Consider the following 25,147-nt stretch of genomic DNA (forward strand, 5'->3'; position numbering starts at 1 on the left):
ACGGTATATTTTGTAACTGTAATATGGTATAAAGGATTTCTGTAAATGGTTACAAATAGCATGGTAATTGGTGATTTTGTTAATTTACAAGATTTACATGATTTTTGTCATGTTTTATAGTTCTAGCTTTGTATCACTAACCAACAAAAAATTTCACCATGAAAAAATTAGTTACCGGAGCTTTCGCTTTATTATCAGCCAGCTTCATCTATGCACAAAGTACTAATAGTTCAAACACGGTTTCCCAAGACGGAAACAATAATTCAGCTACAGTCTCGCAGAAAGGTCTCGAACAAATTAACGAATCTACACAGACCGGAACTCTCAATTCTGTAAATGTAACCCAAAAACATCAGTATAATGAAGCTGCGACTGTACAAAACGGACTAGGAAACAACGCGACTGTTGTACAGGGAATTGCCTGGGCAAACAAAAACTATGTAACGCAAAATCAGGATGGTATTTTGAATAATGCTAGTGCTACTCAGGACAAAACCTACATGAATGAGATCAATCAGGAGCAAGACGGAATGCTAAATGAAGCTACAGCTTCACAAAGCGAAGGTTCTAGAATGTATATTGACCAAATTCAAAACGGAATGGGCAACTCGGCTACTGCTTCGCAGGTCGGAGATTCAAGCCCGGCAAGCTTAAGTGCAGATGCTAATGATATTTATCAATGGCAGGATGGTCTTTTCAATTCTGCATCTGCTACACAATCCGGATGGAAAAATGATCTGGATCAGATTCAGGATGGAAATTTTAACTCTGCAAACTCAAGCCAGACTGGTTATTTTAATATCGCCAACCAATCTCAGACCGGAAATTTGAATGACGCTGATGTAATGCAGGAAGGAGATGAGAACTCTTCTATGCAGACTCAGGCGGGAAATAATAATGATGCTGAAGTTCTTCAGGATGGTAACAATAACATGGCAACACAAACTCAGACAGGAAACGGAAATGATGCTTATCTTTCTCAGGTGGGAGATATGAATTCCGGCACACAAATTCAGAGTGGGAATAATAATGATGCTACCGGCGAACAGCAAGGTAATTCAAATATGTTATCTTCTACACAAACAGGAAATGGCAATGCAGCGTATGCTTCCCAAGTTGGAAACTCAAATTCAGCAATGCAAATTCAGACAGGAAATAACAATAACGCATCCGGCTATCAGTTAGGAAACGGAAACTCATTATCATCTTCACAGATCGGAAATGGTAATATGGCTTACGTTTCTCAGGATGGTGATTCCAACCAGTCTTCTTCTGTACAGACAGGAAATAATAATGACGCTTGGGCTTATCAGACAGGACTTTCTAACCAGTCTACTCTTATCCAGACAGGTAACGGAAATTATCACATGGGCACACAAACAGGTAATGGAAATTCTATCACAGTAACACAAAACTAGAGTTTCTTTCAAATGTATAGGAGAGCAATCTCCTATACATTATACCAAAAAAAGGCTATGAAATCAATTGTCATCATATTATTGCTATGTTTTCCGATGGTGTTTTTTGCACAGCAGAATATTTCTTTCGAGAAAATCAACAGCCAGAATATTCTTCACTTATATAGTGAAGGAAAGATAATTGATAACTCCGTTAATACAGTTGTGCAGATCGGAAATTACAATGATGTGAAAGTTTATGATAAAAATCCTAAAGAGCTTACGATTGTTCAGCAGGGAGATTATAATACAACACTTTACATCAATGCAGGAAATAATCCGACAAAAGCATCTGTAAGCACAAGAGGAGACAATAATTATATTGATATTACGGGAAGCAACAGTATTTCCGAAAAGATGAAAATCAATATCAATAACAGTAACATGACCATTTTTGTAAGAAATTACTAGCCATGAAAATTCGTTTTTACTTTTTCGTTTTGTTTTTGCTTAGTATGAGCAGCATTTCTGCACAATACGAGAATCTGAGCGGAAAAATGAAAGCGAGAATCATTTCTGAAAACGCAGATGGTCTGTATAATTTTGCGGCAACAGCCGAAAACAATTCGGAAATCCATTACCCAATCAAATACATTCTTTTAGCTTTAAAAAAAAGCAGTACCGGAAATACATCTACTAACAAACAGGAAGGCAAATATGTGGTGAAGCCCGGCGAAACCCTTAAGCTTTCTGAAATAAAAACCAATCTTGATAAAAATGATGCATTGAAGGTATACCTTTTTATAAAAGATGAAGAAAACGACAAAGTTATTTCTAAAGACAGCATTGAAATTAATCCTGAAAAATTAGCAGCTAAAAAACCTCAGTATATTCCTGAAAATGATATAGAATTAGTAGGTCTTACGATAGATGAAACCCGTACCAAAATAGGGAAACATTATTACGATCAGTTTTTTATGTATTATCTTCAGAACGACAGAAAATTTCCGGGAACCGTAAAAATTGTAGAAATTCCGGGACTGGCAAGAAGTACAAGAATATCAGTTTTTTATAACGATCAGGAAATTTACAATTTCAATACAACTCCGGATGAGGAGACTACAGAAAACGAAGCCAGAAATACTTTGGAAATTTTAAAAAGAATCACATTACCTAAAAACGAATTGTTAAAAAGTTCAACTTAAAAACTTTAATCATGAAACTCTTTTTTAGCGGATTACTATTTCTTGTTACCACAAGCAGTATATTTTCCCAGCAACTGGTTTATACACCAGTCAATCCGGCATTCGGAGGCAATACATTCAATTATCAGTGGCTGCTCAGTTCGGCTACTGCCCAAAATCAGTTTGATAACGATAAAGGGAATCTCTTTTCTAATCAAAGTTCATTAAGCAGTTTTACTGAGAGTTTAAACAGACAGCTTCTCAGTCAGCTTTCCACAAAATTATTCGGTGAGCAGTTTGGCGACGGAGATCTTAAACCGGGAACGTACGTTTTTGGTTCTATGTATCTTGAAGTTATCCAAACCAGCAGCGGAATGATGATCAAAATTCTAAACACCAGTACCGGTGAACAATCTGAAATTGTAATTCCCGGTGCTAACAAATAATTTATACCATGAAAAATCTAGTTCAATATCCAAAATTTTGGGTAACGATACTGTTGATTTTTTTGGTGTTAAACAGTTGCAGTACATTATTTAATTTACCAACAGACAGCGAAAGATCAACTTTAGGAGAAGTTACTCAGTACACATCCAAGATTAAAAATCTTCCATTACCAAACGAAAAAATAGTTGTAGGGGTGTACAAATTCAGAGACCAGACTGGTCAGTACAAGCCATCAGAAACAGGAGCCAACTGGAGTACCGCAATTCCTCAGGGAACAACCACAATACTTCTGAAAGCTCTTGAAGACAGCAAATGGTTTACACCCATTGAGAGAGAAAATATAGGAAATCTTCTCAACGAAAGACAAATCATCCGTACCACACGAAAAGAATATATGCCGAACCAGAGTAATGAATCTGGCAATCTTCCTCCGCTTTTATATGCAGGAATTATTCTTGAAGGCGGCGTTATTTCTTATGATACCAACATTATGACGGGTGGAGTGGGAGCAAGATACTTCGGCATCGGAGCGTCAACGCAATACCGTCAGGACCGTATTACTGTTTATCTTCGTGCGGTTTCTACTCAAAGCGGAGAAATTCTTAAAACAGTATATACTTCAAAAACAATTTTGTCTACCAGTATCAACGGAAGTTTTTTCAGATACGTGGATACCGAAAGGCTTTTTGAAGCTGAAGCAGGTTTTACACAAAACGAACCGGTGCAGCTTGCGGTAACCGAGGCTATTGAAAAAGCAGTACATTCTCTGATTGTGGAGGGTGTGAGAGACAGAGTTTGGAGCAAAAGAGTACATGATCCCAATAAATTTACACGAATTATTGAAGAATACAATGCTGAACAGAATAAAAATAATGACCGGCTGATTAGTGATAGATTTCCTGTGAGCCAAAGAGGAAAATCTTCTTTATTTGTGATAGGAGAAGGCACTCAGATCAAAGGTGATTATGCCAATCCTAAAATGAATATTGGTGGAAAAGCGGGCTTTAAATATTTTATTACAGATCATCTGAATGCTGAAGCCAATGTTGGTTATCTTACTTTTGAAAACAAAAATATTTATCAGGCAAATGTTTTTACTACAGAAGCTAATATTGAATATCTTTTATTTCCTAAATATAAAGTTACACCTTATTTGTACGGAGGTTTAGGCTCATTGTTTTTTAAAAATAAAAATGAATTTAAGATGCAGCTTGGTGGTGGAATAGAATATCTTTTTTCTAAAAGCTTGGCGGTGAGAATAGGAACGCAGTATGATTTCGGATTCAACGACGGATGGGACGAATATGTCGGCGGAAAACGAAATGACCAAAGTATAAGAGTTGGTCTTGGATTGAACTGGTACATCAACAACAGACCTTTCAAAAAAAACTAAATCATGAAAACTTTTAATCTATTCTTATCATCAATTATATTCTTGTTCTTCGTTGGATGTAGCGAAGATCTGGTTGAAAAAGAACTCAAAGGCACTATAAAAGGAGTTGTGGTAGCAAAAGGAACCAATACGCCAATTGCTAATGCTAAAATATCTACAAGTCCTTCTACAAGCAGCCTTTTTACAAAATCTGATGGAACATTTGAAATTACCGATGTTGCTTTGGGCGACTATTCTGTGAAAGCAGAAGCTTCAGGATATGTAGCATCTTTTCAGGGAATCAATCTGAAAAGTGAAGCTCAGACAGTTAATATTATTTTTGAACTGGCAGATGATAATTCCCTCAACTCGCCTCCTACAATCCCGGTTTTGGTTTCGCCGGCAGATAATTCTGAAAATCAGCCACTTTCCGTAAACCTCACCTGGACCTGTACAGATCCGGATCAGGATGATGTTTTAAAATATGATCTTATCATTAAAAACAGCATCAACACCAGTGTTTTAAACATCAATGATATTTCTGCAACCAATTATACATTAAATAATCTTCAGTTTGGGGTTACCTATTTTTGGCAGGTTGTTGTTTCTGATGGTGTCAATCCGAAAGTTTACAGCGAGATAAAGCAATTTAAAACCAGCAGTACGCCCAACAACAGATTTCATTATGCAAAAAAAGCAAACGGAAATTATTATCTGATATCTACTGATGAGGCAGGAAACAACTTTTCGGTTACTTCACAGTCTCAAAACAGTTTCAGACCACGATTGAATAATGATGCCAATAAAATAGCATTTTTGAGAAATGTAGGCGGAAACTTTCAGATTTTTACGGCAAAGAGGGACGGTTCAGATATTACACAAGTTACCAATCTTCCCGTAACAGGTTTCAATAATGCGGAAATAGATTTTTCCTGGAATACCAACGGAAATCAGTTTATCTATGCTAATTTTAACAAGCTGTACCGAATTAACAGCGATGGAACCGGTCTTACCTTATTGTATACTACGACAGACGGAAGCCTCATTTCGGAATGTGACTGGAGCTATGACGGCAGTAAAATAGTTTTGAAAACGAATGGATTGAATGGTTACGGCGTTAAGATTTTCATCATAGATATGGCAGGAAATGTCATCAAAACAGTTTTATCTTCTGTAACAGGCGGAGCAGGAGGAATCAATTTTTCAATTGACGGAAAAAAACTTTTGTATACCAGAGATGTTTCAGGGTTTGAAGACGTTGCTTACCGACAGTTAGATTCCAGAATATTTATATACAATCTTGAAAATAATACCGAAATAGATTTATCAAATTTAAGTCAGAAATCCAATGGAACCAATGATCTGGATCCCAGATTTTCGCCTAATGATTCGGAAGTAATCTTCGTCAATACTTCCAATGATAATATTTCGCCAAAAAATATTTTGAAAATTACCATTAATTATAACAACAATACCTATCTAAGGACCACACTTTTTACCAATGCAGAAATGCCCGATTGGGAATAAAAGTCAATCACCTTATCTATTCTAGGAGAAGTGCCTTCCGTTTTTGGAAGGCACTTCGTATTTTATTTTTTGCGGGAAAAGTTACTCTTGTTTTTTGGTTTTTTATAACCGGCTTCTTTCCTTTGCTGAACAGGATTTGCGGGTTTTGGCTTTGGTATAAAAGGTTTGTTGTTAGAATCTCTTTTTTGTACTACCAGATCATCTGTATGAAAAGGATGATCTTTTATTACAGGAATTTTCATCCCGATCAGTTTTTCGGTATCTTTTAGGTTCAAAAGATCCAATCCGTCTACAAAAGAAATAGAGCTTCCTCTTGCTCCGGCTCTCCCGGTTCTTCCGATTCTGTGAACATACGTTTCAGCGACATCAGACAATTCGTAGTTTACGACGTATTTCAATTCATCAATATCAATTCCGCGGGCTGCAATGTCGGTAGCAACCAAAATTCTGGTTTTCCTGGATTTGAAATTGTTCAAAGCATTTTGCCTTGCATTCTGGGATTTGTTTCCATGAATGGCTTCTGCCGTAATTTTGCTTTGCTGAAGTTTTCTTGCAATTTTATCGGCACCGTGTTTTGTTCTGGAAAAGACAAGTACAGAATCCGAAATATTATTTTGTAAGATGTGCGTAAGCAAATCCAGCTTATTTTCCTTCTCTACAAAATAGACCGATTGTTTAATGGTTTCAGCAGTAGAGGAAATCGGTGTTACCGATACTTTAATCGGCGTATTGAGTATAGAATCTGCAAGTTTCTGAATTTCACCGGGCATTGTTGCAGAGAAAAAAAGAGTCTGCCTTTTCTGAGGTAAAAGTTTGATAATTCTTTTTACATCGTGCACAAAACCCATATCCAGCATTCTGTCGGCTTCATCCAATACAAAAATTTCAAGATTTTTTAAGCTGATGATTCCCTGTGCGATAAAATCCAGTAATCTTCCCGGTGTTGCTACCAGAATATCAACACCTTTTTTTAAAGCGGCTTCCTGATTGCCCTGTTTTACGCCGCCGAAAATCACCAGCTTTCTGAGAGGAAGATTTCTTCCGTAGGCATTAAAGCTTTCTTCAATCTGTATAGCAAGCTCTCTTGTAGGCGTGAGGATTAATGCTTTTATGTGATTGTTTTTCGGAGCTTTTCTTTCGGTAAGATTCTGAAGGATAGGAATGGCAAAAGCTGCCGTTTTTCCTGTTCCTGTTTGGGCTGTTCCCAAAACATCTCTGTGTTCTAATATAGAAGGTATTGCCTGTTCCTGAATGGGTGTTGGTTTTTCATAACCCTCGTTTTGAAGCGCATCCAGGATGGGCTTAATCAATTTTAAGTCGGTAAATAACAAATTCTTAATGTGTATTTAAATAATGCGGTCGAAGCAGTTTACTTCATCATTTTTAGCAGATCTGCTAATTTTCGTAACAGAATTTTTAAGTAATATCAATTACTTTCTGGCTGAGAATGCCGCCGAATATTTTGCAAAGATAATGTAAATTAATTAAAGCCCGTTACTGTATCTTTTGCCATTCCTGATTATGCTTTAAATCTTCAAAAAACTGATAAACAACAATCAGTTCTTCGGTTCCTCTTTTACCATAATCTTCAATTGTTTTTGCTGTGCCATTACTGGGTTTTATTCGAAGATAAGATGTTGGCAGATCAGTTACGTTTCGTGTGCCGTATTTGTCTTGCAGATTTTTGATTTCCAGTTCATCAATAAGTCTCACCAGCTTCAGATAATCTTCTTCTTTGATTGTTGTTTTAAAAGTTCCTTCTCTTGGTTTATCAAACTCACCTTTAGAAAAATCTTTTGAAAAGTTAAAATGTTCAGCTTCCAGAACAGCAGTTCGATCACCCTGAATGGTCATTTTATAAATCGGACAAGATCCGAAACAGGCTCCGGCTTCATATTCAATTTCCGAATATTTTGCTGATATTTTTTGAGAATTGCAAGAACACAAAAAAAGAAGTGCACAGATAGCAAATAAATATTTCATTGTAAAATTTTTCTAATGTCTTCCAATAGTTATTCCAAAAAACAGATGTTGTTGCCCAGATCATTATTTTGTCTGCAGATTCCTTCTAAATGGGTGAATTTGTATAAATTTTTGTTATTTTGAAGTCAGAAAAAGTATTTCATGTATAATTTCGTAAAAGCGGTTGTAAAAAATATCATTCCACAAGAAATTCTCATCAAGAATGAGGACAGGTTCAGAAAGCTTCTCAAGCCTTTTTATCAGGGGAAAAATCATGAATGTACCATCTGCTCTGCACGTCTTAAAAAATTTGCAGTGCTGGAAAACGGTCAGCTTATCTGTCCTGTTTGTGGAAGTTTACCCAGAACAAGAAGACTCAATCAGCTTTTAGATCAGGAGTTTTTAAAACCCGGGATGACTTTTCTGGATTTCTCACCTTCCAGAATGCTGTATAAAAAGTGGAAAAAAAGAAATGATATTTTCTATTATCCTACCGATTTTGAAAATGAATTTCTTTCTGATTATCAGTTTGATATAACGAACATAAGCTCTGAAAGCGAAAAATTTGATCTCATTGTATGTTATCATATTCTGGAACACATTATTGATGATAAAAAAGCAATGAGCGAATTGTACCGTGTCCTGAAAAAAGGGGGTACAGCTTTAATTCAGACACCTTTTAAGGATGGTGAAATCTATGAAGATTACAGTATGGTTACTCCGGAAGATCGTCTGAAACATTTCGGGCAGGAAGATCACGTGAGAATTTATTCGGTTTCAGAATTGAAAGAACGGCTGCAAAATGCAGGATTTAAAACCGAGGTAAAAGTTTTGGAAGAGGATAGTTATCAAGGGTTTGCGAACAATGAAATTGTGATAGTCTGTAAAAAATAAAGGAGAAATGTCATATTTCTCCTTTTACTTTTATTTAATTTTAAAATGAAATCACTCATTTATTTTTATCCGTGAAGTCTTTTCCAGATCGCGTCTTTCAGCTCCATCAATCCTTCTCCGGTGACTCCTGAGAAAAACAGCGGTTTTCGGTTTTCAGGAAATTCTGCAGATATTTCTTTTTTTAGTTCATCGTCCAGAAGATCAGATTTGGAAACTGAAATAATGAAATCTTTATCCAAAAGTTCAGGATTGTATTCTTTCAGCTCATTTTCCAGAATTTTAAACTCCTGAAAATGATCTTCAGAATCTGCCGGAATCAGAAACAATAAGATTGAATTTCTTTCAATATGTCTTAAAAAACGATGTCCCAAACCTTTCCCTTCAGCTGCTCCTTCAATAATTCCCGGAATATCTGCCATTACAAAAGATTTGTAATTTCTGTAATCTACAATACCCAGATTGGGTGTTAAAGTGGTGAATGCATAATTGGCAATTTTAGGTTTTGCAGCAGACACAGACGATAAAAGGGTAGATTTTCCTGCATTTGGGAAACCAACCAATCCTACATCTGCCAGAATTTTAAGCTCGAAAACTACATAGCCTTCCTGGCCTTCCATTCCCGGCTGTGCAAATCGGGGAGTCTGGTTGGTAGAGGATTTGAAGTGTTCATTTCCTTTTCCGCCCATTCCACCTTCCATCAGAATGATTTCCTGACCGTCTTCCATAATTTCACCGATGATTTCGCCGTCTTCGTTTTTAGCGATCGTGCCAATCGGAACCTCAATATAAACATCGGCTCCGTAAGCTCCTGTTAACTGGTTTTTTCCTCCGTTTTCACCACGTTCGGCTTTTACGTGACGGGTATAGCGTAAAGGAAGTAAAGTCCATTCATTAGCATTTCCCTTCATGATTACATGGCCGCCTCTACCGCCGTCTCCGCCATCAGGACCACCTTTGGGAATATATTTTTCACGGCGAAGATGGGCAGAACCTGCACCTCCATGACCGCTTTTACAATGAATCTTTACGTAATCTACAAAATTTGACATAATTTTAATTCAAGGTTTAATGTTGAAGGTTCAAAGTTTTAACCTTGAATTTGTACTTTGAACCTTGAATCAAAAAATTTTAATTTTTGAATTTGAATATTGAATCAAAAATTATGAAAATTTTTGAACTTCAGCAAAAATTTTTTCGGAAATTTCATTGATGTTTCCGACACCGTTGATCTCTACATATTTTCCTTGCTGCTTATACAACTCGGCAACTTCTGCTGTTTTTGTATAATATTCTTTTATTCTGTTTTGGATGATCTCTACGTTGCTGTCGTCTGATCTTCCGCTGATTTCTCCTCTTTTCAGAAGTCTTTCAACTAAAATTGAATCTTCAACAACTAAAGAAAGACAAACATCAATCTCATCATTCAGTTCTTCTTTTACAATTTTTTCTAAAGCTTCTGTCTGAACTGCCGTTCTCGGATAACCATCAAAAATAAATCCGGCTGCATCAGTAGGTTTTCTGATCTCGTCAATCAGCATATCTGTAGTTACCTGATCCGGAACCAATTCTCCTTTGTCGATATAAGATTTTGCCAGTTTTCCAAGTTCAGTATCATTTTTCATATTGAATCTGAAAAGATCGCCTGTTGAAATCTGCTTCAGATTAAATTTCTCAATCAGGTTTTGAGCTTGTGTACCTTTTCCGCTTCCCGGAGGACCAAACAGAACAATGTTTATCATAATTTTCTTTCGCTTCCGGCAATGGGCAGTTGGCTTCTTGCTTTAGCTTTATTTAGTTATTATTAAATTTATTTCTTATTTATTTCACTTTTTTAAGCTAAAAGCTATCAGCTAATAGCCAACAGCGTTTTAATGATTGATTTGTCCGTCTTCCAATTGGTACAAATTCGGTAAGTTTCTTCCGAGCTCATCATAATCTAATCCGTAACCCAGAACAAATTTGTTCGGAATTTCTTTTCCGATATAATCAAGCTTGAAATCTTTCTTATATACTTCAGGTTTTAATAAAAATGAAGCTAATTTTACAGATTTCGGACGCTGTGTTTCTTTAAAATATTTAAAAAGACTCTCAACCGTATTTCCTGTATCCACAATATCTTCTACCAGAATAATGTGGCGGTCTTTTACATCCTTGGTAAGTTCCATTTTCTGGTAAACGATACCGGTAGATTCTGTTCCTGCATAAGAACTCATCTGGATAAATGCAATCTCACAAGGACCCGGATAATGTTTTAAAAGATCTGAAAAAAACATGATGACACCATTTAAAACTCCAATGAAAACCGGTGTTTCATCTTTGTAGTCTTCGTATATTTTTAAAGCGGTTGCTTTTACGATTTCCTGAATTTCGGCGTCCTTTAAATAGGGTACAAAAGTTTTGTCGTGTACTTGAATACTTTCCATAAAATTTTTCGTAGAGTGCAAAGTTACATTTTTTTGATTAAAAAATAAGGACGTTTAGTATTGCAGTTTTTACACAATTACTTGTAAAGTGTTTGGCTAAGCTTATTTAATCAGCAAAAAGCTTTCATTTAGAATTACTCAATACAAATATAATCTTCAAATCAAAATATTCAGAATAATTTGATTTTATGTTGAAACATGTTTTGATATTTTAATATTGATAATAATTTACATTTTTTGTAACAAACAATGCAAAAGTGAGACTTTTTAGTATATAACTCAATTTACATGGAAAAAGTTTTATCAGTAAAGAATCTGACAAAAAAATTCAAAAGAGTAGTGGTAAACAATATTTCTTTCGATGTAGAAAGAGGTAATGTATACGGACTTCTCGGTCCTAACGGAAGTGGAAAATCTACTACGTTCGGAATGCTGCTTTCCACCATCAATCCTACAAGCGGCGACTGGTTTTGGTTTGGTAAAAAAGGAACTGATCCCGAAACGCTGAAAAAAATTGGTGCGATTATAGAACAGCCTAATTTTTATCCTTACCTGAGCGCAGAAACCAATCTGAAAATTGTTGCGGAAATTAAAGGAACTCCAGTATCAAGAATTGATGAAGTACTGAATACCGTTAAGCTTTTAGAAAGAAAAAAAGATAAATTCAAAACTTTTTCTCTGGGAATGAAGCAGCGTTTGGCAATAGCATCAGCTTTGCTGAATAATCCTGAAGTTCTGATTTTGGACGAACCGACCAACGGCTTGGATCCTGAAGGAATTATCCAGATCAGAGAAATCATCGCAAGTATTGCAAAGCAGGGAATTACGATTATTATTGCAAGCCATCTTCTGGACGAAATAGAAAAAATATGCAGCCATGTGATTGTTCTGAAAGAAGGTAATTCTATTTATTCCGGAAGAGTAGATGAAATGACCAGTAATCAGGGCTTTTTTGAACTAAAGGCAGACCAGAATACAGTTCTTTTGAGTGCGCTGGAAGATTTGCAGTGGTTTAGTTCGGTTTCTGCTGAAGGGGATATCATCAAAGCTTATATACGTGATGATGCTTCAATTTCTGCTTCTGCACTCAATCAAAATCTTGCCGAAAAAGGTATTTACCTTTCTCATCTGGCTAAGAAAAAGAAATCTCTTGAAAATCAATTCCTTGAACTTGTAAAAAACAATAACTGATCATGATGAAATTATTAAAATTAGAGTATTATAAAAACCTGAATTATACGCCGTTTAAGGTTTTTACTATGATGTATTTTGCTATTCTGATCATCTTCCTTTTTATGGGTTTGGCAGATTTTGAACTGTTTGGTGGCACTATTAATCTGAAAAAAGAAGGAGTGTATAACTTTCCTGAAATCTGGAACTTTACGACCTGGACGGTGGCATTGCTGAAAATTTTTCTTGGTTTTATCATCGTATTTTCTATTTGTCAGGAATTTAGCAACAGAATGTTCAAGCAAAACACAATAGATGGTCTTAGCAGAGAAGAGTTTATCGGCTCAAAGCTTTTAACCATTACTGTTTTTACGATTATTTCCACCGTTCTTGTTTTTGGGATTACGCTATTTTTAGGATTAAATTATTCTACAAAAACAGATTCAGCTTTAATCTACGAAGAAATCTATTTTATAGGAAGTTATTTTCTTAAATTATTTACTTTCTTCTGTTTTCTGATGTTTCTGTCTATACTTTTGAGAAAATCAATGTTTGTATTCTTGGCGTTTTTTGTTTTATGGGTAGGTGAAAATATCATTGGTGGACTTGAAACCTTTATGAAAGTAAAAGGAACACAAGCGGCAGAACGAAATGAGATTCTTCAGAATGATTTTTTTGTTAGCAAATTGTTGCCTCTGGAAAGTATGTCAAGTTTAATTCCTAATCCAATGTTGAGGCTTAATATGGCTAAAGCATTGGGATTAAAATATGAGTTTACCTATCCTGTAGAAAGTATTTTTGTTTGTTTGGTTTGGTGCGGTTTATTCATTTTGGGATCTTATCTGATTTTAAAGAAAAGAGACTGGTAAAATTTTCTCAATATTATTCAAACAAAAAGTGATTCCATTATTGGAGTCATTTTTTTTATCTCGTCCTTTTTTCAGCGAAATCATTAAAGCAAAAGCCCCGAAATTAAAATTCCGAGGCTTTATTAAATTATTTTAATGATAATTTATTACCCAAGATATGGATACTTATAATCTTTAGGCGAAACAAAAGTTTCTTTAATTGATCTTACTGAAGTCCATCTCAGTAAATTCATTTTAGAACCTGCTTTATCATTTGTTCCGGATGCTCTTCCTCCTCCAAATGGCTGCTGACCAACAACAGCACCGGTTGGTTTGTCGTTGATGTAGAAGTTTCCGGATGCATTTTCTAATGCTTTGAAAGCTTCATTCACAGCATATCTGTCCTGCGCAAAAACAGAACCGGTTAATGAATAAGGAGAAGAAGAATCTACCAGTTGTAAAGTTTCAGCCCATTTTTCGTCTTCATAAACGTAAACAGATAAAATTGGACCGAAGATTTCTTCTACCATACTTTCATACTGAGGATTTGTGGTTTCAACAACTGTAGGATGCACGAACCAGCCTTTAGAATCATCGCATTTACCGCCGATAATTACCTCGGCTTCGTCTGAAGCATTGGCTCTGTCGATATATCCTTTACATTTTTCGAAAGAATTTTTGTCTATTACAGCGTTTACAAAGTTAGATGGGTCTTCCGGAGAGCCTACTTTTATAGAAGAGATCTGAGTCTCCATTACTTTTTTCACATCAGCCCAAATAGACTGAGGGATATAAGCTCTTGAAGCTGCGGAACATTTTTGTCCCTGATATTCAAAAGCTCCTCTTACCAAAGCAGTAGCAACCGCTTCTACGTTTGCAGACGGATGGGCGATTACGAAATCTTTTCCACCTGTTTCTCCAACGATTCGTGGATAGGTTCTGTAATTGTGGATATTATCGCCAATCATTTTCCACATTCCCTGAAAAACTTTTGTAGATCCTGTAAAGTGAAGTCCTGCAAAATCTCTGTGTGCCAAAACTTTATCCGCAGTTTCTTTTCCGTCTGTGAAAATCATGTTGATTACCCCTGCAGGAAGTCCAGCTTCTATTAAAACATCCATAATTACTTTTGCAGAATAGATTTGTTTATCAGAAGGTTTCCAAACCACTACGTTTCCAAGCATTGCCATACAAGTTGGTAAATTTCCTGAAATTGCTGTAAAGTTGAACGGAGTTACCGCAAAACAGAAACCTTCCAAAGGTCTGTATTCTACTCTGTTCCATATTCCTGCATCAGAAACCGGTTGTTCCGAATACATTTCCGTCATAAATTCTACGTTGAATCTTAGGAAGTCGATGAACTCACAAGCGGCATCAATTTCAGTCTGGTGAACATTTTTAGACTGTCCGATCATGGTTGCCGCATTGATGATATCTCTATATGGACCTGCCAAAAGATCTGCTGCTTTTAAGAAAATTGCTGCACGGTGCTCCCATCCAAGCTCATTCCACTGTTTTTTTGCGGCTAAAGCTGCATTGATGGCATCATCCACATGCTGCATGGTTCCTTTGTGATAAAAACCGAAATCGTGAGCATGATCCTGTGGAGACTGTAACTGAACTTTGTCACCTGTGGTTACTTCTTTTCCGTTAATGATCATTGGGATTTCAATCTTTTCAGACCACATTTTTTTGTAAGTAGCGAGAAGTGATTTTACTTCTGATGATCCCGGTTCGTAAGAAGTTACCGGCTCATTTACTGCAAATGGTACTTGCGAAATTGCTTTTGACATATCGTTGTATTGTTTGTTTTTGCTTTTTTACAAATTTACAACATTTTAAAATTTATTATGTTATAAAGTACGAATAGTCTATTATCATTGATTATTGATTTCCATTTATCAGTTCAGAATGATTTTTAGCTGCTCTCAAATCTGACAGCCATTTTTCACTATGCTTATCCTTTTCTAATTCTGAAACGCGGTCGATTAAATATTTTCGCAATTTTTCAACTGACCAGTTTTTTCCGGTTGATTGAAAAATAATTTCTCGCTTCCATACATTGGGAATGAATCGTAACCAGTGTCTCCATTTTCCTTGCAATTCATATTTTCCAATGGGAATAAAGATATTTCCATCACAATCAATAAAATGTTGATTTCTATAGAATTGGTTAAATATTGATTCGTTGTCAGAATATATAAATTCATCAAAAATAATATATTCAAGCAGATATTCTGCATCCCATTTTTCAGCAGATATATTAATTATTGGAAAGTTCATCATAAAATGGTTACCACCCAAAAATACATCAAAAATTAATAATGGAGTAATTATGATTTTAGATATTAGAATTTTTCCTTACATCTTCTCTGTTTCCAGAATTTTCAGAACCAGTTTTTCTTCATGGGTAAGATCTGCTTTGTCGTCATTTTTTTCAATAACTTCCAGTTCATCAAGATATTTCTTGATTGTATTATTTTCATAGAGATTGATGACCAGAGGATGCACATAATATTTTCTGCATACGGTACTTGTATTTCCCAGATGTTCAGCCACAATTTCCAGAGCCTCTTTTACTTTTTTCTTGTATTCTTTGTTGGTTTCGGCATAGCCGATTTCCTTAAAAGCAATAAGCGCATTTACAGTTCCTGACCAGGTTCTGAAATCTTTTGCGGTAAAATCTTCACCACTGATTTCTTTAATGTATTCGTTAACCATTCCGGAATCAATTGTATGTCTCTTTCCTTCTTTGTCAATATATTGAAAAAGCTCTTTGCCGGGGATTTCTTTACATTTCATAATCAGCTTTGCAAGACGTTTGCTTTTAAGGCTTACATCATGCATTATTCCTTTTTTTCCTTTAAATGAAAATCTTATTTTCTGCCCTTCAACTTTCACATGTTTTCCCTTCAGGGTTGTGAGTCCGAAAGATCCGTACAGTTTTTCGTAGATGCTGTTCCCGATACGAATATTGGTACGCTGCATCAGGCTTACGATTAAGGCTAAAATTTTTCTTTTCTCAAAATTTCTTAAAGCAAGATCCTTTTCCAGATGAAGGCGCATTTCTGGTAGAGCATAGCCAAACTGAAGCATACGGTAAAACTTGGTGTGATTTCTCAAAGCACTCCATAAAGGGTGGTAGCGGTATTGCTTTCGTTTTCTGGCATCCAGACCGGTTGCCTGAAGATGACCGTTGTCTAAAGCGCATATCCACACATTTTCCCATGCAGGCGGAATCACCAGCTTGTTGATTCTGGCAATCTCTTCCTTGTCTTTGATTTTCTCTCCGTCCCTAAAATACTGAAATTTTTTTCCTCTTTTTTTTCGGATAATACCGGCAGTTTCCGCATCAGAAGTATAAATAAGGTTTACTGCTTTTGCAGAAGCCACCGGATCTTTCATAATTTTAATAATCTTTGAAGGCTTCAGATGAGAAATAATCTCTAATTCCGGCTGATCCATAAAAATTTTGGTTAAGAGTTTCTACCCCTTGAAAACAGCCATAGTAATAAACCTATAACTCCGACAACCAGAATGATTCCCCACCACATTCCTGCTTTAAAAATAGTTTCTACTGCTTCACAGCTTGTTAAAAGCATTAAACTCATTACGGTAATACTGAATAGTGTTATTTTTTTCATAAGTAAATATTTTATTGTTTTAATTTTTCAGGTTGATTGGTGTATGATAATTATTATCTATTTGATTTTATTGATTTGAATTATTTAAATTCTGTGGTAATCTCCTTTCCAGTTTTTGATGGCTTTTTTTATTTCATCACTGGAGATTTTTTCTGTTAAAGCTTTATTCAGGAGTTCCTTAAATTCATCATCGTAAGCAAAACGCAGTGCGGCAATCTGTCCGAAGCTTAGATTTTCTTCTGCTTCATCTGATCTTTTACCATAAATCTCAAAATATCTTTGCTTAAATTCAAGTCTTACCAGGCGGTTTTGTAATCCTAAAGCATAATGCTGACGAACCATAATAGATAAATACAGCAGCAGAAAAATAATAACTGAAAACAAAATCCATACAAGTTGGTTTTCATCATTTTGCAGAGATTTATAAATTCCGTAAATCTGTAATGCCAGCAGAAGCGGAAGATAGATAAAATGATGTGCCGGATAGAATTTTCTGTGATTCTGATAATTTTGGGTGTTCATATATTGTATTGTTTTAAAAATATGGTTTGAATTAGTCGGGTGCAAAGTCTGTAGTTTAGTAACAGCGATACACAGAACTATAATAGCAAGAATCTTTCCAATTTTTTTTGATTTGCAGCAGGGAAGAGGTGGGAAGAAGGATACTATAGGCCGGAAGTGATTTTAGATCTGCAATTTATGGTCAGTTTTGTTATAAGAAATTTACCGAATAAAAGAAAATCTTAATAGGGTATTTAGTCAGACTCCGCATCCGGGATCAGAAAACACTTAAACTTTGTATATATTTTAACTTTAAGGTTTATCTGCAAATCTTAAAAATCCGTAACTTTCCGTTTTTAAATCATATAAAATGACTTCAAAAGATAGAGTAGCTGCGCTTCGGGAAGAAATGCAGAAAAATAATGTAGATGCATTTATTGTTTATTCGGCAGATCCTCACATGAGTGAATACTTACCCGAAGAATGGCAGGAAAGGGCGTGGCTTTCAGGTTTTATGGGTTCGGCTGGTTTTGTTGTAGTTACAAAAGATAAAGCAGGTTTGTGGACCGATGGAAGATACTTCACGCAGGCTCCTATAGAATTGGCAGGCTCCGGAATTGATCTTTTTAAAGACGGTATGGAAGGAACTCCTCATTATATTGACTGGATAATTTCTGAAATTGCGGCTGAAGGAAAAGTGGCGGTGAATGCTTTGGCAACTTCTCATGCCAACTGGGAAATGCTTCATTACAGATTTAACGAAAAAAACATCCAGCTGGTAGATCTTCCGTTATTAAAGGAAGTCTGGAAAGACCGCGGAACTCCATCTCAGAATCCTGTTTTTGTACACCCTGTAGAAAGGGCAGGCAAATCTGTGACCGATAAAATCTCATCCATTCGCCAGAAAATGGAAGAAATGGAAGCAACAGTGCATGTTATTTCCAGCCTTGATGATGTAGCCTGGACCTTAAATCTGAGAGGAAGTGATGTAGAAAGCAATCCTGTGTTCCTTGGTTATATTATCATTACTAAAAATGACGCTATCCTGTTTACCGGACTTGAAAAAATGGAAGTGGAAGCCAGAAAACAACTGGATGAATCTTTCGTGAAAATGATGCCTTATGAAGAATTTTACAATCATCTGAAAACTTACAAAAACGAGAAAGTTTTAGTCTCACCCAACAGCAACCAATCAATTTTTGAAGCCTTGAAAATTGATAATACATTTATAAAAGCTGCGCCTCCGGGAAATCTTATGAAGGCTCAGAAAAATGAAACCGAGCTGGAAGGTTTCAGAAAAGTAATGGTGAGAGATGGAGTGGCGATGGTGAAATTTCTGTATTGGCTAACCCAGACTGCGGGAAAAGAAACGATGAATGAATATTCTATTGGTGAAAAGCTGCGGGAATTCCGTGCTGCAGGAGAAAATTTTGTAGGTGAAAGTTTTAACAATATTATCGGATATAAAAATAACGGCGCTGTAATTCACTATTCAGCAAAACCGGAAGGAAGCAATGAGGTAACCAATGAGGCCAGTATTTTGGTAGATTCAGGAGGGCAATATCTGGAAGGAACGACGGATATAACAAGAACTTTGGCATTGGGAGCGGTTTCGGAAGAGTTTAAAATTAATTCTACATTGGTTTTACAGGGAATGATCCGTTTATCAATGGTGAAATTTCCAAAAGGAACAAAAGGAGTACAGCTTGATGCTATTGCAAGACTTCCTTTGTGGATGAACGGAAAAGATTACAATCACGGAACCGGACATGGTGTCGGAAGCTTTATGAATGTACATGAAGGTCCACAGAACATCAGAAAGGATATGAACCCTCAGGAACTTTTGGCAGGAATGGTTTGTTCTAACGAGCCGGGGTATTATGTAGAAGGCGAATACGGAATCCGTCACGAAAATCTGATTGCCGTAAAAGAAGCTGAAACAACAGATAACGGAATTTTTTATGAGTTTGAAACCTTAACGATTTGTCCGTTCTTTAAAGATACGATTGTGAAAGAAATCCTTTCTGGAGAAGAAATCAACTGGCTGAATGCTTATCATAAAACCTGCGAGGAAAAACTTGCTCCGCATCTGGAAGGCGAGGTGAGAGAATGGTTTTTAGACTTAGTCAGTCCTCTGTAATGGTATAATAATCACTATTGATGTTGAATTGAGATTAGAAGTGTTTCTAATAGAAAACTTTGTGTTTTTCAGTAAAAAAACCTGATGTTTTATTGAATAAATGATTCTATTTTTGACACCGTTAAGCCCAATAAAAGTATAATTAATTTTTGCAATCATCTTTTCGAAGGTGATTGTTTTGTTTTTAGGGATGAAGTTAGCCCTGATGTTCTATGTTAATATGCAAATTCTTCAAGTTAAAATTTTAAAGTTTTTCTGATAATCTTGTTGATATTTAATTCTATTTTTCACTACACCAAAGCAGATTCTTAAAAGTTTATTGCAAACAGCGATCAAAGCGAATTTCTTTGGTTTGCCTTTTGCCAGTAGACGAAGGTAGAGCTCCTTACAATGAACATTATGTTTCATTGCAGTCCAGGAACATACATATAGCAGACTTCTGATATGGGTTTTCGATGTTCTGCACTTTCCGGGCGAATAAGATTTCTTGCCCGATTGGTAAATCCTGGGAGCCAATCCAAAATATTTGACCAATGATTTTGCCGAATCAAAATTCTTAAAACCCGAAGTGGCTGTCATCAGTTGTAATGAGGTCTTCTCTCCAATTCCGGACACACTTTGTATTAAATCCTTTACTTCTTTAAATTCCTCATCCTGAAGCTGTGGAAGACGGAGCTCTACTTCTTTAATCTCTTTTTCCAATTGCTTCAGCCGCCTTTCATAATGCTTTTCCGTGTTGGGATTGAGATAAGGATTAAAACGAAGCGCTTTTAGCTTTACTGCATACCTGCGCTTTTCTTCCTCCAAATCGTTCAAAAGCTTAATCTCCTGATCCAAATATTCAATCTCAGTACTTTTTGGAATATAATTCTCTGGACGGAACATCTCACCATAAAGTCTGATTAATTTAGCATCTTCGGCGTCAGTTTTTGCAATGATGTTCTTCATCCTTGCAAAATGCTTGACAGACATACAGTTGATCAGGCTCGTTTCAAAACGCTTTCCTAAAGAAAGATGAAGTATCCTGCTGCTGTAATTCCCGGTAGCTTCGATAACCAGACAATAATCATCTGACGATATTTTCTTTAAAAATGATAAAATTGAGCGCTGATTGTTTTCGATATTACAAACCTGATCCTGATTATTAGAATCCTGGAAACTCATTGTTAAAATCTTTGCGCCTACATCTACTCCAATCACTTTTTTTGGTAATTTTGTCATCATAAATCTTTTTTATAAAGAGGTTTTCTTCTGATCCATCATGGTAAAAGTTTTTACCAACAATGTTCTATCCGGATTTGGAAGAAAACAGCAGCAGGGGAATAATATCAGGGACGATATCTAAGTATCATTGAAGCGTCTGCCTTTATCCTGCTGCTTTTCTTTTAGTTAATTTTTTTAACTAATTTAATAATCAATGAAGTTTAATGCAAACTTACCATTGAACGGCGTGTCTGAGCTCTTTTTGCAGAAAGGATAAAGAAATGGCGCAAAAAAGCGAGTAGTGAAAGCAGGTTCCCGGCTTCCAAAAAGAAATATATTTAGTATGGCTAAGTTCTGTTCTGTATCTGTAACTTTAATTTTAAATGTTTGCCGGTGAAAATTCCTTAATTTTGCAGTATGAATCAGGATACCATCTGCGCATTGGCAACAGCCAACGGAATAGGAGCAATCGGAATTATAAGAGTTTCGGGAAACCAGTCTATTGAAATTGTAAACAAAGTTTTTCAGGGTAAAAATCTTGAAAAAGCCGATTCTCATACCGTACATTACGGGTTTATTGTTGATGATGAGATTAAGGATTCGAGATTTGAGATTCGAGATTCTGAAAATTTCAACCAACAACCAACAGTCAACAACCAAATTGACGAAGTGATGGTTTCGGTTTTTCGTGCGCCCAAAACTTTTACCACAGAAAATTCGGTGGAGATTTCCTTTCACGGTTCACCGCATATTGCCAAAAAAATTCTTGAAGTACTCATCAAAAACGGAGCAAGAATGGCAAAAGCAGGCGAATTTACCATGCGTGCGTTTATGAACGGCAGAATAGATCTTTCGCAGGCGGAATCTATAGCAGATCTGATTGCTTCGGAAAATGAAGCATCCCGAAAAGTAGCTTTAAACCAATTAAAAGGCGGAATCACTAATGAAATTTCTGTTTTACGGGGAGATTTGCTCAATTTTACGTCTCTCATTGAACTGGAACTCGACTTTGCAGAAGAAGATGTGGAATTTGCAGACCGTACTGCTCTGAAATCACTGCTCAAAAAAACTGAAGAAAAATTACGCTCATTAATAGACAGTTTTCAGTACGGAAATGCCATTAAAAATGGAGTAGATGTTGCTATCATCGGGAAACCGAATGCCGGAAAATCTACTTTGCTGAATACTTTGCTGAAGGAAGAACGCGCGATTGTTTCGGATATTGCAGGAACAACAAGGGATACTATTGAGGAGGTTCTGCACATCAAAGGAACAGCTTTCCGTTTTATTGATACGGCGGGAATCCGTGAAACGACTGATCTGATCGAAGAAATCGGTGTTAAAAAAGCCAAAGAAAAAATAGAAAGTGCCAAAATTCTTCTGTATCTGTATGATGAGACAGATTCTACACCGCAGGAAGTTATTGATTTTATAAAAGAGTTTTATCGGAAAGATCTGAAAATCATTCTTCTTCATAATAAAATTGATCTTCAGAACGGTTATTTTGAAAACGAATTTGACAAAGCATTGAAATCTGCACTTTTTCCTGATTACACTACCCAGATCATAGGCATTTCTGCCAAAAACCAAACAGGAATTGAAGCTTTGAAATCAGAACTTTCAGAATATATTCAGAATCTGGAAACTCAGGAAAATACCATCATCACCAATCAGCGTCATTACGAGGCTCTGCAAAGATCTCTGGAATCTGTAAAGAAAGTGGAAGATGCCATTTCCGGAAGTATCTCTACGGAATTACTCGCATACGAACTTCGTTACGCTTTGGAATATCTCGGCGAAATTTCCGGTGAGTTTACGAATGATGAGGTTTTAGGGAATATTTTTTCTAAGTTTTGTATCGGGAAATAATTTTACCGTACGTATATTTGTCAGCAAAGCAAATTTAATGTTCAAAAAAGCAATCCTTGTATTTATTCTTGGTTTTTATGCGGTTTTTTGTTCGGCTCAACAGGTTCGGCCTTCAAAATCATCTGAAATTTACCGTGAAATCAAAACCCTGAAACACTTACCTAAAGTTCTGTATCTTGCGGCACATCCCGATGATGAAAACACAGGATTGCTTTCCTGGCTGATCAACGATCAAAATGTGGAAACAGCTTATTTATCATTAACACGAGGTGATGGCGGTCAGAATTTATTAGGCACAGAACAAGGTGCTGCATTGGGATTAATCAGAACCCATGAGCTTTTAGAGGCAAGAAAATTAGACGGAGCCCAACAGTTTTTTACCAGAGCAATTGATTTCGGGTTCTCAAAAAATACAACCGATACTTTTAAACAGTGGAACGAAGACACTGTTATTGCAGATGTAGTCTGGGTGATCCGGAAATTTCGTCCTGATGATATTATCTGTCGTTTTCCTCCGACTTCTGCGGCAGGTCACGGACAACACGCGGCTTCTGCTGTTGTTGCGGAAAAAGCTTTTAAGTTGGCAGGTGATAAAACTGCTTTCCCAGATCAACTAAAATATGTGAATGTATGGCAACCAAAAAGAGTATTGTGGAATACTTTCCGTTTTGGTTCGGTAAACACAACCGCTGAGAATCAACTTAAAGTTACGGTTGGGCAATATGATCCACAACTGGGAATGGGATATGGCGAATTGGCAGGATTAAGCAGAAGTTTACATAAAAGTCAGGGTGCAGGAACACAATCTGTTGCAGGAATTAAAACGGAATATTTTTCCCACGTTATCGGAGATCCTGCAAAATCAACACTTTTTGACGGTATCACTAAAACATGGACTTCGCAGGGAAATGCAGACATTGATCAGTCTTTAGATAAAATCATTTCAGACTTCAGTTTCAATAATCCGGAACGGAGTTTACCATTTTTACTTAGTTTGAGAAAAAAAGTGATGACACTAAAAGATTCAGACCTAAAAAAGGATAAAATTAAATCTCTTGACAACATTATTCTTAGCTGTGCAGGATTTATGGGCGAAGTGGTTACAAACAAAGCGGAAGCTGTTACCGGAGAAAGTCATAATTTTAGATTAAATCTCATTTCAAGAGTTACAGATCCTGTTGTTTTAGAAAAAGTAAAATGGCTGAACCAATCTGAAAGTTTGAACAGAAACCTTTCAAAAGATTCTTTAATTACCATTCTGCATACTATTCAGATTCCTGAAGATGCATCGCTCACAGAACCTTACTGGTTAGCAAAACCAGCTGTAAATGCGGCAACTTTTTCTGTCCCGAATGATACTTTAGTCGGTTTGCCTGAAGCAGAATCACCTCTGAATGTTTTGCTTGATTTAAAAATAGGTTCAGAAAAGTTTCAGGTTAAGCTTCCATTGTCTTTCAAGAAATTAGATCCGGTAAGAGGTGATGTGGTAGAACCTTTGCGCATTGTTCCTGCTCTGGAACTGAAATTTACACAGCCGCTTTATCTTGCGAAAGATAATGAAGATCTGCCTGTGAGTTTAAATTTTAAAGTTAATTCAGACAAACCGTTCAGTAATGGTAAAGTCAATCTTATGTCTAACGGAAAAAGCTTAGGCGGAGGCGATTTAAAATCAATCAATGGCAAAGATTTCACGGTTGATTACATAATTCCAAAAAGTGAACTCGCTAAATTCTATTCGTCCCGTTTACAATTGGAGGCTAATTTTGTTGCAGACGGAGTTACTTATAATAAAAAGCAGGTATTAATTCAATATCCTCATTTACCTTCTTTACAGTATTTTGCACCTGCAACGGTAACCGTAATGAAAGGTGATATTCAGACAAAGGTTAAAAAAGTAGGATATATAGAAGGGGCAGGAGATTTTATTCCTGAATTTCTGCGCATTGCGGGGATTCAGGTTGATGTTCTTAAAGATGAAGATTTTTACAGCGGAAACGGAAGCCAAAATAAACTTTCACAGTATGATGCCATTATCTTGGGTGTTCGAGCCAATAATACAGAGAAAAAGTTAGGTCGTTGGATGCCTTTTTTATGGTCTTATGTAAAAGCCGGAGGAAATCTGGTGATGCAATATAACACCAGTCAGGATACGACAGTCGATCAACTGGGAATCTACAATTTCAGTATTGCCGCAAGTAAACGCGTTACTGAAGAAAATGCTGAGGTTACATTTTTAAATCCGAATCATAAACTGCTGAACTTTCCGAATAAAATTACCGCAGAAGATTTTAAAGGCTGGGTACAGGAACGGGGGGCTTATTTTGCGGATCAGTGGGATCCTGCATACGAGCCGCTTTTTGAAATGCATGATACCGGTGAAGCCCCTTTGCAGGGATCTACTTTATATACCAAATACGGAAAGGGTAATTTTATTTATACACCGTTGGCATTTTTCAGACAGTTGCCTGCAGGAAATGTAGGTGCGGCACGTTTATTTTTAAACTTTTTATCTGCACAGAAAAACTGATGAATAAGCCATTTAAAAATTGGAATACGTTGTATCTGT

The 25,147-nt window shown here is 36.3% G+C and carries 23 protein-coding genes; 12 read left to right on the forward strand and 11 right to left on the reverse strand.

Going from position 1 to position 25,147, the window contains the following annotated elements:
* Nucleotides 1-158: 158 nt before the first annotated feature.
* Genes FNE73_RS03955 through FNE73_RS03980 form a run of 6 tightly spaced genes read left to right on the forward strand, consistent with a single transcriptional unit; the run spans nt 159 to nt 5,927 of the window.
* Nucleotides 159-1,418: a hypothetical protein gene (locus FNE73_RS03955; RefSeq protein WP_143883465.1), complete on the forward strand. Its 1,260-nt coding sequence runs from the start codon at nt 159-161 to the stop codon at nt 1,416-1,418.
* Nucleotides 1,419-1,475: 57 nt separating this feature from the next.
* Entirely contained in the window at nt 1,476-1,868 is a 393-nt protein-coding gene (locus FNE73_RS03960; RefSeq protein ID WP_143883466.1) for a hypothetical protein, read from the forward strand.
* 2 nt (nt 1,869-1,870) lie between these two features.
* Complete coding sequence (locus FNE73_RS03965; protein ID WP_143883467.1) at nt 1,871-2,602, forward strand: CsgE family curli-type amyloid fiber assembly protein; 732 nt, start codon at nt 1,871-1,873, stop codon at nt 2,600-2,602.
* A gap of 11 nt (nt 2,603-2,613) precedes the next feature.
* Nucleotides 2,614-3,027, forward strand: a complete 414-nt coding sequence (locus FNE73_RS03970; RefSeq protein ID WP_143883468.1) for a curli production assembly/transport component CsgF — start codon at nt 2,614-2,616, stop codon at nt 3,025-3,027.
* An 8-nt stretch (nt 3,028-3,035) separates the two neighbouring features.
* Nucleotides 3,036-4,421, forward strand: a complete 1,386-nt coding sequence (locus tag FNE73_RS03975) for a CsgG/HfaB family protein (protein ID WP_143883469.1) — start codon at nt 3,036-3,038, stop codon at nt 4,419-4,421.
* A 3-nt stretch (nt 4,422-4,424) separates the two neighbouring features.
* The gene (locus tag FNE73_RS03980; protein WP_143883470.1) at nt 4,425-5,927 is read left to right on the forward strand and encodes a carboxypeptidase regulatory-like domain-containing protein; all 1,503 of its coding nucleotides are present in this window, start codon (nt 4,425-4,427) and stop codon (nt 5,925-5,927) included.
* A 62-nt stretch (nt 5,928-5,989) separates the two neighbouring features.
* On the opposite strand, the gene FNE73_RS03985 is transcribed toward FNE73_RS03980, so the two are convergent.
* Nucleotides 5,990-7,258 (reverse strand): DEAD/DEAH box helicase, encoded by a 1,269-nt coding sequence (locus FNE73_RS03985; RefSeq protein WP_143883471.1) that lies wholly within the window; start codon nt 7,256-7,258, stop codon nt 5,990-5,992.
* Between the two features lie 163 nt (nt 7,259-7,421).
* Nucleotides 7,422-7,910: a DUF6438 domain-containing protein gene (locus FNE73_RS03990; RefSeq protein WP_143883472.1), complete on the reverse strand. Its 489-nt coding sequence runs from the start codon at nt 7,908-7,910 to the stop codon at nt 7,422-7,424.
* A 141-nt stretch (nt 7,911-8,051) separates the two neighbouring features.
* Between FNE73_RS03990 and FNE73_RS03995 the strand changes: the two genes are divergently transcribed.
* The gene (locus FNE73_RS03995; protein WP_143883473.1) at nt 8,052-8,783 is read left to right on the forward strand and encodes a class I SAM-dependent methyltransferase; all 732 of its coding nucleotides are present in this window, start codon (nt 8,052-8,054) and stop codon (nt 8,781-8,783) included.
* Nucleotides 8,784-8,848: 65 nt separating this feature from the next.
* On the opposite strand, the gene obgE is transcribed toward FNE73_RS03995, so the two are convergent.
* From obgE to hpt, 3 genes are all read right to left on the reverse strand, one after another.
* A complete protein-coding gene (obgE, locus tag FNE73_RS04000) occupies nt 8,849-9,832 on the reverse strand; it encodes a GTPase ObgE (protein WP_143883474.1) in 984 nt (327 codons plus the stop codon).
* Between the two features lie 111 nt (nt 9,833-9,943).
* The gene (locus tag FNE73_RS04005; RefSeq protein WP_143883475.1) at nt 9,944-10,522 is read right to left on the reverse strand and encodes an adenylate kinase; all 579 of its coding nucleotides are present in this window, start codon (nt 10,520-10,522) and stop codon (nt 9,944-9,946) included.
* Between the two features lie 129 nt (nt 10,523-10,651).
* The gene (gene hpt / locus FNE73_RS04010; protein WP_143883476.1) at nt 10,652-11,206 is read right to left on the reverse strand and encodes a hypoxanthine phosphoribosyltransferase; all 555 of its coding nucleotides are present in this window, start codon (nt 11,204-11,206) and stop codon (nt 10,652-10,654) included.
* Between the two features lie 288 nt (nt 11,207-11,494).
* Between hpt and FNE73_RS04015 the strand changes: the two genes are divergently transcribed.
* Together FNE73_RS04015 and FNE73_RS04020 are read left to right on the forward strand one after the other, a co-directional pair.
* Entirely contained in the window at nt 11,495-12,397 is a 903-nt protein-coding gene (locus FNE73_RS04015) for an ABC transporter ATP-binding protein (protein WP_143883477.1), read from the forward strand.
* Between the two features lie 2 nt (nt 12,398-12,399).
* The gene (locus FNE73_RS04020; protein ID WP_143883478.1) at nt 12,400-13,245 is read left to right on the forward strand and encodes an ABC transporter permease; all 846 of its coding nucleotides are present in this window, start codon (nt 12,400-12,402) and stop codon (nt 13,243-13,245) included.
* A 146-nt stretch (nt 13,246-13,391) separates the two neighbouring features.
* On the opposite strand, the gene pruA is transcribed toward FNE73_RS04020, so the two are convergent.
* The 5 genes from pruA to FNE73_RS04045 form a co-directional block, all read right to left on the reverse strand.
* A complete protein-coding gene (gene pruA, locus FNE73_RS04025; RefSeq protein ID WP_143883479.1) occupies nt 13,392-15,017 on the reverse strand; it encodes an L-glutamate gamma-semialdehyde dehydrogenase in 1,626 nt (541 codons plus the stop codon).
* A gap of 91 nt (nt 15,018-15,108) precedes the next feature.
* Complete coding sequence (locus FNE73_RS04030; RefSeq protein ID WP_143883480.1) at nt 15,109-15,507, reverse strand: hypothetical protein; 399 nt, start codon at nt 15,505-15,507, stop codon at nt 15,109-15,111.
* 78 nt (nt 15,508-15,585) lie between these two features.
* Entirely contained in the window at nt 15,586-16,689 is a 1,104-nt protein-coding gene (locus FNE73_RS04035; RefSeq protein WP_143883481.1) for a DNA topoisomerase IB, read from the reverse strand.
* Between the two features lie 11 nt (nt 16,690-16,700).
* Nucleotides 16,701-16,868 (reverse strand): phosphatidate cytidylyltransferase, encoded by a 168-nt coding sequence (locus FNE73_RS04040; protein WP_143883482.1) that lies wholly within the window; start codon nt 16,866-16,868, stop codon nt 16,701-16,703.
* Between the two features lie 84 nt (nt 16,869-16,952).
* Nucleotides 16,953-17,390, reverse strand: a complete 438-nt coding sequence (locus FNE73_RS04045; RefSeq protein WP_143883483.1) for a DUF6526 family protein — start codon at nt 17,388-17,390, stop codon at nt 16,953-16,955.
* A gap of 349 nt (nt 17,391-17,739) precedes the next feature.
* On the opposite strand from FNE73_RS04045, the gene FNE73_RS04050 reads away from it, so the two are divergent.
* Nucleotides 17,740-19,509: an aminopeptidase P family protein gene (locus tag FNE73_RS04050; protein WP_143883484.1), complete on the forward strand. Its 1,770-nt coding sequence runs from the start codon at nt 17,740-17,742 to the stop codon at nt 19,507-19,509.
* A 231-nt stretch (nt 19,510-19,740) separates the two neighbouring features.
* On the opposite strand, the gene FNE73_RS04055 is transcribed toward FNE73_RS04050, so the two are convergent.
* Entirely contained in the window at nt 19,741-20,733 is a 993-nt protein-coding gene (locus FNE73_RS04055; protein ID WP_228429864.1) for an IS110 family RNA-guided transposase, read from the reverse strand.
* A gap of 396 nt (nt 20,734-21,129) precedes the next feature.
* On the opposite strand from FNE73_RS04055, the gene mnmE reads away from it, so the two are divergent.
* Nucleotides 21,130-22,581 (forward strand): tRNA uridine-5-carboxymethylaminomethyl(34) synthesis GTPase MnmE, encoded by a 1,452-nt coding sequence (mnmE, locus tag FNE73_RS04060; protein ID WP_143883485.1) that lies wholly within the window; start codon nt 21,130-21,132, stop codon nt 22,579-22,581.
* A 37-nt stretch (nt 22,582-22,618) separates the two neighbouring features.
* On the forward strand, nt 22,619-25,108 hold the full coding sequence (locus FNE73_RS04065) for a PIG-L family deacetylase (RefSeq protein ID WP_143883486.1): 2,490 nt from the start codon (nt 22,619-22,621) through the stop codon (nt 25,106-25,108).
* Nucleotides 25,109-25,147: the final 39 nt, after the last annotated feature.

The sequence above is a fragment of the Chryseobacterium binzhouense genome, assembly GCF_007474545.1.
Lineage (GTDB): Bacteria > Bacteroidota > Bacteroidia > Flavobacteriales > Weeksellaceae > Chryseobacterium > Chryseobacterium binzhouense.